Source organism: Bradyrhizobium sp. (assembly GCF_036009065.1).
Classification (GTDB): Bacteria; Pseudomonadota; Alphaproteobacteria; order Rhizobiales; family Xanthobacteraceae; genus Bradyrhizobium.
In genome coordinates, this window is record NZ_DASYMN010000150.1 from 1 (window position 1) to 11,170 (window position 11,170).

An 11,170-nucleotide genomic window follows, 5' to 3' on the forward strand; every position below is an offset into this window, starting at 1 on the left:
GGGTGAGCCCGCGACGTCGGCATGCCGCGCGGTGGCGCCGATCACCAGCGAGCGGCCCTTCATCTCGATGCCGCCGAGGCCTTCGATATGCGACAGGTCGACCAGATGCGGCGGGCTGGCGAGCCGCTGCTTCATGACGGGAATCAGCGTGTGACCGCCGGCGATCAGTTTTGCATCCTCGTTCTTGACCAGCAGGTTGGCGGCCTGCCGTACGGTCGCCGGGCGGTGATATTTGAATTCGTACATTAAGTGGTCCTTCGAGAGGTCGCCGCGCGATTACGTCGTTATGCGAGGTCGGAATTCGTCATCGCCTTGGCGCCGGCCGCGATCGACAGCACAATGTTCTGGTAGCCGGTGCAGCGGCAGAGATTGCCCTCGAGCTCCTCGCGGATGGTGTGGTCGGAAAGATCGTGGCCCTTGCGGTGCACCAGATCGACCGCGGTCATGATCATGCCGGGGGTGCAGAAGCCGCATTGCAGGCCGTGATTCTGGCGGAACGCCTCCTGCATCGGATGCAGCGGCGCGCCGTCGGCGGCAAGGCCCTCGATGGTCTTGACCTCGTGCCCATCCGCCATCACCGCCAGCATAGTGCAGGACTTCACCGCCTTGCCGTCGAGATGCACGACGCAGGCGCCGCATTGCGAGGTGTCGCAGCCGACATGGGTGCCCGTCAGCCTCAAGTTCTCGCGCAGAAACTGCACCAGCAGCGTGCGCGGGTCGACGTTATCCTTGACGGGATTGCCGTTCACGATCAGGGAGATTTTGGCCATCAGCACTCTCTTCATCTGCGCCCGCATTGCACGGCAGCACAGTCATTAAAGGTCATTCCGAGCATAATATGGGCCATCCCGGCAATGAGCAACCTCACCTTTCCGCAAGTCGTCCCCGTGAAGGCGGAGACCATAACCCCTGACGTCGCTGCTGAAAGAAGACATTCGCCGCATTGCCACAACGCGACGACACGGAGTATGGGTCCCGGCCCTTCGCCGGGACGACGCGTTGATTGCACCTCGCGCTACCCCTGCACAGCCTTGGCGAAATTGGCGAAAAACTCATCGGCCAATTTCTTGGCCGAGCCGTTGATCAGCCGTTGCCCGAGCTGGGCCAGCTTGCCGCCGATCTGCGCCTCGACATCGTATTTGAGCAGGGTGCCGCCGTCGGCGTCGGTCAACCCGACGGTGGCGCCGCCCTTGGCGAAGCCGGCGACGCCGCCCTCGCCTTCGCCGGAGATTTTGTAGCCGTTCGGTGGATCGAGATCGCTCAACGTCACCCGGCCCTTGAAGCGCGCCGACACCGGCCCGACCTTCATTTTCGCCACCGCGCGAAACCCGTTGTCGCCGGTTTTCTCCAGCTCCTCGCAGCCGGGGATGCAGGCCTTCAGCACCTCCGGATCGTTGAGTTTTTCCCACACCATTTCGCGCGGCGCGGCAAGCTGGACTTCGCCACTCATCGTCATGGCCATCGGGGTGCTCCTCAAATCGGTTCGCCGTCTGGCGCAGCGGCCTCGACCTTCAAGTAAAGCACGCAGGCCCCAAAAGGAAGGGGACCAACGACGCATATTCGCAGCGCAGCACTCCACCTCCTCGTCATGGCCGGGCTCGTCCCGGCCATCCACGTCGTTCTTGCTGCAAGACGTGGATGCCCGGCACAAGGCCGGGCATGACGAAAGAAAAGCGGAGTATTTTGGCCATTGGCAGACGCCGACGGGAATGGTTAGGTCGCGCGCATCATGAGCACTTCCCTGTCACCGCTTCTCGCACCGATGTTCTCCAGCGCCGCCATGCGCGCGGTCTGCGACGACGCGGCGGTGCTGCAGCACATGCTGGATTTCGAGGCGGCGCTGGCGCGCGCCGAAGCGGCGGCGGGCGTCATCCCGGCAAGCGCCGTCGGTCCGATCGGGAACGCCTGCAAGGCCGATGCATTCGACATCCCGGCACTGGCCGAGGCCGCGACGCGTTCCGGCAACCTCGCAATTCCGCTGGTCAAGGCGCTCACCGCCGCCGTCGCCAAGGCCAATCTCGATGCCGCCCGCTACGTGCATTGGGGCGCCACCAGCCAGGACGTGATCGACACCGCAACCATGCTGACCTTGCGCGCCGCGATCGATGCGCTGCTGGCCGACCTCGACCGCGCCATCGCCGGCTTTGCCGGGCTCGTGCGAAAACATCGCGGCACCGCGATGGTGGCGCGAACCTGGCTGCAGCATGCGCTGCCGATGCCGTTCGGATTGAAACTTGCCGAATATGCCGCAGCCTTGCATCGCTCGCGCGCGCGGTTGAAGCGGCTGCGCAGCGAGGGTCTGGCACTGCAATTTGGCGGCGCCGCCGGGACGCTGGCGGCGCTCGGCGACAGGGGCCTTGTGGTTGCGGAAAAACTCGCGGCCGAACTCGAATTGCCGCTGCCGGATGCGCCATGGCACACCCATCGCGATCGCATTGCCGAGGCCGCGTTGGTGTTCACGATTTTATGCGGCAGCTGCGGCAAGATCGCGCGCGACGTGTCGCTGCTGATGCAGACCGATGTGGCGGAAGCGTTCGAGCGCTCGGGCGAAGGCCGCGGCGGCTCGTCGACCATGCCGCACAAGCGTAATCCGGTGGCGGCGGCCACCGCATTGGCCGCCGCCACCATGGCGCCGAATCTCGCAGCGACGATTTTTGCTGCCCAGGTGCAGGATCACGAACGCAGCGCCGGGCCGTGGCATGCGGAATGGCCGACGCTGCCGACGTTGCAGCTGGTCACGTCCGGCGCGCTGGCGGCGATCGTCGACATTGCCGAAGGGCTGGAAGTCGATGCCGCGCGCATGCGCGTCAATCTTGACGCGACGGGCGGCCTGATCATGGCGGAGGCGGTGACATTCGCGCTGGCGGAAAAGATCGGCAAGAGCGATGCCCACCATCTGGTTGAGGCGGCAGCTATAAAGGCCGCCGCCGGCAGGCAAAACCTGAGCGTTGTGCTGGCGAGCGATCCGAAAGTTATCGCGCATCTCAGTGCCGACAAGCTCGCAAAACTGTTCGATCCGATGGCCTACCAAGGCGTCTCGCAGGCGCTGATAGATCGGCTGCTCAAGTCGCTGGATGAGAAACAAAGTTAGCCCCAACCGTCATTGCCGGGCTTGACCCGGCAATCCATCCCCTTCGAAAAGACTCTTGCGAAGAACGATGGATACGCGGGTCAAGCCCGCGTATGACGCGGAGAGAGGAACGTACCATGCCCATGATCGACGCCGGTGACGGCTGCCTGCTCAACGTATCCGTCGAAGGCCGCGGCGGCGGACCGACCCTGATGCTGTCCAATTCGCTGGGCTGCACCTTGCAGATGTGGGAGCCGCAGATGGCGGCGCTGACAAAACAGTTTCGCGTGGTCCGCTACGACCGCCGCGGCCACGGCAAATCGAGCGTGCCGCCCGGACCCTATTCGATGGAGCGGTTCGGCCGCGACGTGCTGGCCATCCTGGACGAACTCGACATCGCGAGGACGCACTGGTGCGGGCTGTCGATGGGCGGCATGGTCGGGCAATGGCTGGGCGCCAACGCGCCGGAGCGGTTCGACCGCATCATCCTGTCCAACACCGCCTGCTATTATCCCGATCCGACCAACTGGCTCAACCGAATCAAGGCGGTGAAGGAAGGTGGCATCGCCGCGGTCGCCGATACCGTCATCGCCGGCTGGCTGACGGCCGATTTCCGCGAGCGCGAGCCGCAAATCACCGCAAGGATGAAGGCGATGCTGACGGCGTCGCCGGTCGCGGGCTATCTCGCCTGCTGCGAGGCGCTCAGCACGCTCGATCAACGCGCATTGCTACTGAGGATCAAAAGCCCGACGCTGGTGATCGCCGGCCGCCACGACCCGGCGACGCCGGTCGCGGCCGGCGAATTCATCCGCAGCCAGATTCCCGGCGCCGGCATCACCATCCTCGCGGCCGCGCATATTTCCAATGTCGAGCAGCCGGAGGCGTTCACGGAGGCTGTGACCGGCTTTTTGACGCAACACTGATTGCAATGTCTGAAAAATCCAAGCATGCCACGAGCACTGCTTCACCTCTCCCATGGGGAGAGGTCGGCGCGAAGCGCCGGGTGAGGGGTTGGAGCCTATCGGTAGTCGGTAACCCCTCACCCCAACCCTCTCCCAACGGGAGAGGGAGCGCGTTTCCGCTGCCGCAATGTCGAGCCTTGCGTTGAATGACCTCAGAGGAACCTGCCAATGGACGATCAACAACGCCGCGACGCCGGCATGGCGCAACGCCGCAAAGTGCTCGGCGACGCCTGGGTCGACAAATCAGCTGCCAACGCCAATTCGTTCAACTCCGAGTTCATCGACCTGATCACGCGCCATGCGTGGGCCGATATCTGGGCCCGGCCGCATTTTGATCACCGCACCCGGCGAATCTTGGTGATCGGCACGCTGGTCGCGCTCGGACAATGGGATGAATTTCGCCTGCATGTGCGCGCGGCGCTGACGGAAGGCGGATTTTCGCCCGACGATATCAAGGAGATTCTGCTGCAGCAGGCGATCTATTGCGGCGTGCCCGCGGCCAACCACGCCGTCAAGGAAGCCCTAGCGATTGTTCAGGAACTGGGACTGCTGAAGCGCTAGATCGCTCGCGCCGGCCACGGCATTGCGAGGGTCTTCGCAGGGCGTTCGACCAGCAATACGATTGCGGTGCCGAGCAGCATCAAGAGCTCGGTCGCGTGCAGCCGGAGTGCCGCGGTCTCGCCGACCTGCGACGCCATCACCATGCTGGCAAAGCTGATGAGGCTGCCGATAACCAGCGCCATCCCAAGCGCTTCATCGCAGCCGCCGGTTTTGCGGATCGAAGCGCGCGTGATGAAAACCAGAAACAGCGCGAAAAACGCCACCACGGTGAGCTTGCCCAGCGCCAGCAGCCATGCAAAGCGCACGGCGCCCATCGCTGCCAGTTGCAGATGGTCGCTGACGAACAGCGCCACGGCAATATTTGGCCGCTCATAAAAGCCGTGGATCGGCGAAATCATGATCTTGAAGGCGACGATGGTCCAGGTCGGAACGAAATAGGCCGCCAGCAGCGCGCCGTTGAATGTGCTGATCCGCCAGTTCGTCGACATGTCGCTTCCCGTTTCACCGCACTGAAAAAAGCGGCGGTTCTGGGAGTCGAGCTAACCTCGGTAAATGGCGAACGACAATCTAAACCATTTGTTTACCTTAATGGACCGGAGCCGGGCGCCGCCTCGACGGTCTCGTGTCCCGGACGCGGTGCGGCATTCTTCATGCCGCTCCGCAAGTGCTACGCGCTGCGCTGCGTCCGGGGAACGAAGCCATCGGTTGCGGGTCTAGCGGCTAACGCTCGACGATTAATGCTGCATTCTTCCTCAAAAGAAAAATCCCGCCTCGCGGCGGGACTTTCCTTCTCTCACTTGATCTTACTCAACCTCCGTCCGCGCTAGCGGTCTTGGCCCTGCTGGCCCTGGCCGCCCTGACGATTCGGGTCCTGCTGCTGCTGGCCGGGCTTCTGGCCGCCGCCCTGCTGCTGGCCGGGCTTCTGACCCGGGTTCTGATTCTGCTGGCCCGGATTCTGGTTCGGGTTGGACATTCAGGAATCTCCCTTTTTTCGTTGTTGGGAACACAACGGGGTTATAACGGACACGGTCCCCAGTTGGTTTCCAGAAAATATCCGGTTCCGGCGCGATCATTGCGTGGCACCGCTTGTCGCATCTGTGGCAACGGAACCGGCAAAACTACCCGTGTACAGCCGTTTAAGCCGCACGTGCCGCTGTTGCCGCTCCGGTTTCCCGCTGTTAGAAAACGAGCTGCGACGCGACGTTCCGGCTGCCGGGGCCATCGGCCGCGTCGATCATTGCTCGATCACGGCAGCGCATGGATTATTTCGCCCAGCAACTCATCAACGGCATCGTGCTCGGCTCGATCTATGGCCTGATCGCGATCGGCTACACGATGGTCTACGGCATCGTCGGCATGATCAATTTCGCCCATGGCGATATTTTCATGATCGGCGGCTTCATTGCGCTGATCAGCTTCCTGATCCTGGTGTCGATCGGCCTCACCGTGGTCCCGGTGATCCTGCTCATTGTCCTGCTTGTGTCGATGGCGATCACCGCGCTCTATGGCTGGACCATCGAGCGCATCGCCTACCGGCCGTTGCGGCACTCGTTCCGGCTGGCGCCGATGCTCTCGGCGATCGGCATGTCGTTCGTACTGATCAATTTTTCGCAAGTTGCCCAGGGCGCGCGGGTAAAGCCGGTGCCGCCGATCATCACCGGCGGCTACACGCTGCATGAAGGGAGCGGCGGCTTTGTGGTGCAGCTCTCCAACGTGCAGATCGTCGTCGTCATCACCACCATCCTGCTGCTGGCGATCTTCACCTGGCTGGTGGCGCGCACGCGGCTCGGCCGCGACATGCGCGCCTGCGAGCAGGACCAGACCATGGCGGCGCTGCTCGGCGTCGACGTCGACCGCACCATCTCCATGACCTTCGTGATCGGGGCAGCGCTCGCCGCCGTCGCCGGCATGATGTACCTTTTGTATTACGGCCTGGTGGATTTCTTCATGGGCTTTGTCGCGGGCATCAAGGCCTTCACCGCCGCGGTGCTCGGCGGCATCGGCTCGCTGCCCGGTGCGATGCTCGGCGGCCTCCTGATCGGGCTGATCGAGACGCTGTGGTCGGCGTATTTCTCGGTGGAATACAAGGACGTCGCCGCGTTCTCGATCCTGATCATAGTGCTGATCTTCCTTCCGACCGGCCTGCTCGGCCGGCCGGAAGTTGAAAAAGTTTGACGACGCGCCGTGGCCGCGCTTGTCCCCGAGCAATCAACCGCATCGCGGATTCCCGGCATCGCCTTCATCCTGAAGAAGGCGTTGATATCGGCGCTGGTGGCGCTGTGGCTGTTTTCGCTGATGATCGGCATCCGCACCGACGCCGGTCCCGACGGCCAGCTGATCTGGTGGACAAGGCTCGGCGATCTCGCCGCCATGGTCGCGGCGGTGTTCGGCGGCAGCATCGTGGTCGAATTACTGCGGCAATGGTGGGGCCCGGTCGGCACGGTCAGGATTGTTCCGCCATCGGTGCAAAGCGCGCTCGCGGTGGCGCGCCGCATGATCGCACCGGGTTTGCTGATCTTCACCTTCCTGGTGCCGGTGATCTTCTACGACCAGCGCTACATTCTCGATCTCGGCATCCTCGTGCTGACCTATGTGATGCTCGGATGGGGCCTGAACGTCGTGGTCGGGCTCGCTGGCTTGCTCGACCTCGGCTACGTCGCATTCTACGCCGTCGGCGCCTATTCCTACGCGCTGCTGGCGACCAATTTTGGTCTGTCGTTCTGGGTCTGCCTGCCGCTCGCGGGCATCCTCGCGGCGTTCTGGGGCGTGCTGCTGGGCTTTCCGGTGCTGCGGCTGCGCGGCGACTATCTCGCCATCGTCACGCTGGCGTTCGGCGAGATCATCCGCCTCGTCATCATCAACTGGCAGAGCCTGACCGGCGGCCCCAACGGCGTCACCGGCATCCCGCGCCCCACTTTGTTCGGCATTCCGCTGTCATCAGGCGATGACGGCCTCGCGGCAAAGCTCGGCATCGAATTCTCAGCCACCCATCGCATCGTGTTTCTGTTCTATCTGATCCTGGCGCTGGCGCTCTTGACCAACTGGGTGACGATAAGACTGCGCCGGCTGCCGATCGGCCGCGCCTGGGAGGCCCTGCGCGAGGACGAAGTCGCCTGCCGCGCACTCGGCATCAACACCACGACGACAAAGCTCACCGCCTTCGCCACCGGCGCGATGTTCGGCGGCCTTGCCGGCGCCTTCTTCGCCACGCGGCAGGGTTTTATCAGCCCGGAATCCTTCACCTTCCAGGAATCCGCGCTGGTGCTGGCAATCGTCGTGCTCGGCGGCATGGGCTCGCAGCTCGGCGTGGCGCTGGCCGCGCTCGCCATGATCGGCGGCTTCGAACTGTTCCGCGGTCTCGATCAATATCGCATGCTGGTGTTCGGCATGGCGATGGTCCTTTTGATGATCTGGCGGCCGCGCGGGTTGATCGGGCATCGCGCGCCGACGGTGTTCCTGCGGCATGCCCAAGCGATCTCATCCGACCTCGTCAAGGAAGGCCACGGATGAGCGCGCGCGACATTCTCAGCGTCGAAGGTCTGTCGATGCGCTTCGGCGGCATTGTCGCGGTCAACGAGCTCAGCTTCAGCGCCGAGCGGCGCAAGATCACCGCGCTGATCGGGCCGAACGGCGCCGGCAAGACTACGGTATTCAATTGCATCACCGGATTCTACAAGCCGACATCAGGCACGATGCGGCTGACCCATGAGGACGGCCAGGTCATTCATCTCGAGCGGCTGAACGATTTCCGCATCTCCAAGCTGGCAAAAGTCGCACGCACGTTCCAGAATATCCGGTTGTTTCCCGGCATGACCGCGCTGGAAAACCTGATGGTGGCGCAGCACAACGCGCTGATGCGCGCCTCGGGTTTTACGTTTCTCGGCCTTGTCGGCGCGCCGTCGTATCGCGCGGCGGAAGCGCACGCCGTCGATCTGGCGCGGCTCTGGCTCGACCGCATCGGCCTCTTGGAGCGCGCCGACGATGCCGCCGGCAATCTGCCCTATGGCGACCAGCGCCGCCTCGAAATCGCCCGCGCGATGTGCACTGAGCCGGCGCTGCTCTGCCTCGACGAACCGGCCGCGGGACTGAACGCGCGGGAAAGCGCGGCACTCAGCGATCTGCTGCTCTCGATCCGCGCCGAGCACGGCGCCTCGATCCTGCTGATCGAGCACGACATGTCCGTGGTGATGGAAATTTCCGACCATGTGGTGGTGCTCGACTACGGCGTCAAGATCGCCGACGGCTCACCGCAGCAGGTCCGCGACGATCCGAAGGTGATCGCGGCCTATCTCGGCGTGGAAGACAACGAAGTCGCCGCCATAGAGCAGGAGTTGGGGTTGTGAGGCGGTTACAAAATATGCCGTCAAGGCCGGGCTTGTCCCGGCCATCCACGTCTTGGCAACATCCGCTGAAGAAAGACGTGGATGCCCGGGACAAGCCCGGGCATGACGGCTGTTGCGAGGTCATGCGATGACCTCAACCACACCCCCCCTGCTCGCGGTCCGCGGCCTGCGCGCGGCCTATGGCAAGATCGAGGCGCTGAAGGGCGTCGATATGTCGATCGACGCCGGCGAGATCGTCGCGCTGATCGGCTCCAACGGTGCCGGCAAGTCGACGCTGATGATGACGGTGTTCGGCAAGCCGCGCGCCCGCGCCGGCCGGATCGCATTCGACGGCCGCGATATCACCGACGTGCCGACGCATGAGATCGCACGCATGCGGATTGCGCAATCGCCTGAGGGCCGGCGGATTTTCCCGCGCATGAGCGTTGCGGAAAACCTGCAGATGGGCGCCGACGCCACCGACTCCAGTGAAGCGGACCGCGCCGCCGGGCTGGAGCGCGTGCTGACGCTGTTCCCGCGTCTAAAGGAGCGCATGACCCAGCGCGGCGGCACCCTGTCGGGCGGCGAGCAGCAGATGCTGGCGATCGGCCGCGCGCTGATGAGCCGCCCGCGCCTGTTGATGCTGGACGAGCCTTCGCTCGGTCTCGCGCCGCTGATCGCGCGGCAGATTTTTGACGCGATCCGCACCCTGAACCGGCAGGACGGCCTCACCGTGCTGATCGTCGAGCAGAACGCCAACCACGCGCTGCGGCTTGCCCACCGCGGCTACGTCATGGTCAACGGCCTGATCACGCTGACCGGAACCGGCGCAGAATTGCTGCAGCGCCCGGAAATCCGGGCGGCGTATCTGGAAGGCGGAAGAAGGGGATAAGCGGCCAGCCATCCACGAGTCGTCGCCGTGAAGGCGGGGACCCATACGCCGTGTCGCCTCGTTTTGGCACTGGGGCAGACGCCTTCTGCAACAATGACCGCCAGGGGTTATGGATCCGCCTTCGCGGGGACGACGTGGTAAACTGCGGCAAGATGCTGCGATCCCGCGCCGCAATGGGACGAAAATTGCCGATGACTTCGCGGCCAAATCAGCCGACAATGGCCCAAGTTCGCAAACCCGGCGCGGGACTGCCGGGAGCTTCCCACCTTAAGATCATCGCGAGGACCACCTATGAAACCAATGAAACTCATCGGCCTGGCATTTGGCGCGTCGCTCGCGCTATCGACCGCGGCATTTGCGCAGGACATCACCATCGCGGTGGCCGGTCCGATGACCGGCAGCGAATCCGCCTTCGGACGGCAGATGAAGAACGGCGCCGAGCAGGCGGTGGAAGACCTCAATGCCGCCGGCGGCGTGCTGAGCAAAAAGCTGGCGCTGCAGGTCGGCGACGACGCCTGCGATCCGAAACAGGCGCGCTCGGTGGCGGAAAAGTTCGCCAGTGCGAAGATCCCGTTCGTCGCGGGCCATTTCTGTTCGTCGTCGTCGATCCCGGCGTCGGAAGCCTACGCCGACGGCAACGTGCTGCAGATCACGCCGGCCTCGACCAATCCGCTGTTCACCGAGCGCAAGCTCTGGAACGTGGCGCGGGTCTGCGGCCGCGACGATCAGCAGGGCCTGGTCGCCGCCGACTACATCGCCAAGAACTACAAAGGCAAGAACGTCGCCATCCTCAACGACAAGACCACCTACGGCAAGGGCCTTGCCGACGAGACCAAGAAGGCGCTCAACAAGGCCGGCTTCACCGAAAAACTGTTCGAATCCTACAACAAGGGCGACAAGGATTTTAACTCCATCGTCTCGCGGCTGAAGCGCGACAATATCGACCTCGTCTTCGTCGGCGGCTACCATCAGGAAGCAGGCCTGATCCTGCGCCAGATGCGCGATCAGGGCCTGAAAACCGTGCTGATGGCCGGCGACGCCATGAACGACAAGGAATTCGCCTCCATCACCGGCCCCGCCGCGGAAGGCACGCTGTTTACCTTCGGCCCCGATCCGCGCAACAAGCCGACCGCAAAGGCGATCGTCGAGAAGTTCAAGAAGAAGAACATCGATCCCGAGGGCTATACGCTCTACACCTACGCCGCGATGCAGGTCTGGTCGAAGGCGGTGGCGAAGGTCGGCTCGACCGATCCGAAAAAGGTGATGGAAGCGATCAAGGCCGGCGAGTGGGACACCGTGCTCGGCAAGCTGTCGTTCGACGCCAAGGGCGACATCAAGGTGATCGACTACGTCGTCTACAAAT

Annotated in this window: 13 protein-coding genes; 8 read left to right on the forward strand and 5 right to left on the reverse strand. The window is 63.7% G+C overall.

Going from position 1 to position 11,170, the window contains the following annotated elements:
- From VGP39_RS09130 to VGP39_RS09140, 3 genes are all read right to left on the reverse strand, one after another.
- On the reverse strand, nucleotides 1-246 hold a 246-nt coding region (locus VGP39_RS09130), incomplete at its 3' end, for an FAD binding domain-containing protein (RefSeq protein WP_327567782.1).
- A gap of 38 nt (nucleotides 247-284) precedes the next feature.
- A complete protein-coding gene (locus tag VGP39_RS09135) occupies nucleotides 285-770 on the reverse strand; it encodes a (2Fe-2S)-binding protein (RefSeq protein WP_327567783.1) in 486 nt (161 codons plus the stop codon).
- A gap of 245 nt (nucleotides 771-1,015) precedes the next feature.
- The gene (locus tag VGP39_RS09140) at nucleotides 1,016-1,462 is read right to left on the reverse strand and encodes a carbon monoxide dehydrogenase subunit G (RefSeq protein WP_327567784.1); all 447 of its coding nucleotides are present in this window, start codon (nucleotides 1,460-1,462) and stop codon (nucleotides 1,016-1,018) included.
- A gap of 267 nt (nucleotides 1,463-1,729) precedes the next feature.
- Between VGP39_RS09140 and VGP39_RS09145 the strand changes: the two genes are divergently transcribed.
- From VGP39_RS09145 to VGP39_RS09155, 3 genes are all read left to right on the forward strand, one after another.
- Nucleotides 1,730-3,091: a 3-carboxy-cis,cis-muconate cycloisomerase gene (locus VGP39_RS09145; RefSeq protein ID WP_327567785.1), complete on the forward strand. Its 1,362-nt coding sequence runs from the start codon at nucleotides 1,730-1,732 to the stop codon at nucleotides 3,089-3,091.
- Nucleotides 3,092-3,207: 116 nt separating this feature from the next.
- Complete coding sequence (pcaD, locus tag VGP39_RS09150) at nucleotides 3,208-3,993, forward strand: 3-oxoadipate enol-lactonase (RefSeq protein ID WP_327567786.1); 786 nt, start codon at nucleotides 3,208-3,210, stop codon at nucleotides 3,991-3,993.
- Between the two features lie 207 nt (nucleotides 3,994-4,200).
- Nucleotides 4,201-4,593: a carboxymuconolactone decarboxylase family protein gene (locus VGP39_RS09155; RefSeq protein ID WP_327567787.1), complete on the forward strand. Its 393-nt coding sequence runs from the start codon at nucleotides 4,201-4,203 to the stop codon at nucleotides 4,591-4,593.
- Here the strand turns inward: VGP39_RS09155 and VGP39_RS09160 are convergent.
- Nucleotides 4,590-5,081 carry a hypothetical protein gene (locus VGP39_RS09160; RefSeq protein WP_327567788.1) on the reverse strand — a complete coding sequence of 164 codons (492 nt, stop codon included), beginning with the start codon at nucleotides 5,079-5,081 and terminating at the stop codon, nucleotides 4,590-4,592. The two genes, VGP39_RS09155 and VGP39_RS09160, sit on opposite strands and share 4 nt — an antisense overlap.
- Nucleotides 5,082-5,416: 335 nt before the next feature.
- Nucleotides 5,417-5,566 carry a hypothetical protein gene (locus tag VGP39_RS09165; protein ID WP_327567789.1) on the reverse strand — a complete coding sequence of 50 codons (150 nt, stop codon included), beginning with the start codon at nucleotides 5,564-5,566 and terminating at the stop codon, nucleotides 5,417-5,419.
- Nucleotides 5,567-5,850: 284 nt separating this feature from the next.
- Between VGP39_RS09165 and VGP39_RS09170 the strand changes: the two genes are divergently transcribed.
- From VGP39_RS09170 to VGP39_RS09190, 5 genes are all read left to right on the forward strand, one after another.
- Nucleotides 5,851-6,768, forward strand: a complete 918-nt coding sequence (locus tag VGP39_RS09170; protein ID WP_327567790.1) for an ABC transporter permease subunit — start codon at nucleotides 5,851-5,853, stop codon at nucleotides 6,766-6,768.
- A gap of 9 nt (nucleotides 6,769-6,777) precedes the next feature.
- Entirely contained in the window at nucleotides 6,778-8,103 is a 1,326-nt protein-coding gene (gene livM, locus VGP39_RS09175; protein ID WP_327567791.1) for a high-affinity branched-chain amino acid ABC transporter permease LivM, read from the forward strand.
- Nucleotides 8,100-8,936, forward strand: coding sequence for an ABC transporter ATP-binding protein (locus tag VGP39_RS09180; protein ID WP_327567792.1), 837 nt, complete (start codon nucleotides 8,100-8,102; stop codon nucleotides 8,934-8,936). The genes livM and VGP39_RS09180 overlap by 4 nt, the downstream gene beginning before the upstream one ends.
- Nucleotides 8,937-9,063: 127 nt before the next feature.
- On the forward strand, nucleotides 9,064-9,807 hold the full coding sequence (locus VGP39_RS09185) for an ABC transporter ATP-binding protein (RefSeq protein WP_327567793.1): 744 nt from the start codon (nucleotides 9,064-9,066) through the stop codon (nucleotides 9,805-9,807).
- 291 nt (nucleotides 9,808-10,098) lie between these two features.
- Nucleotides 10,099-11,170 (forward strand): branched-chain amino acid ABC transporter substrate-binding protein (locus tag VGP39_RS09190; RefSeq protein ID WP_327567794.1); only part of this gene is annotated, 1,072 nt, incomplete at its 3' end.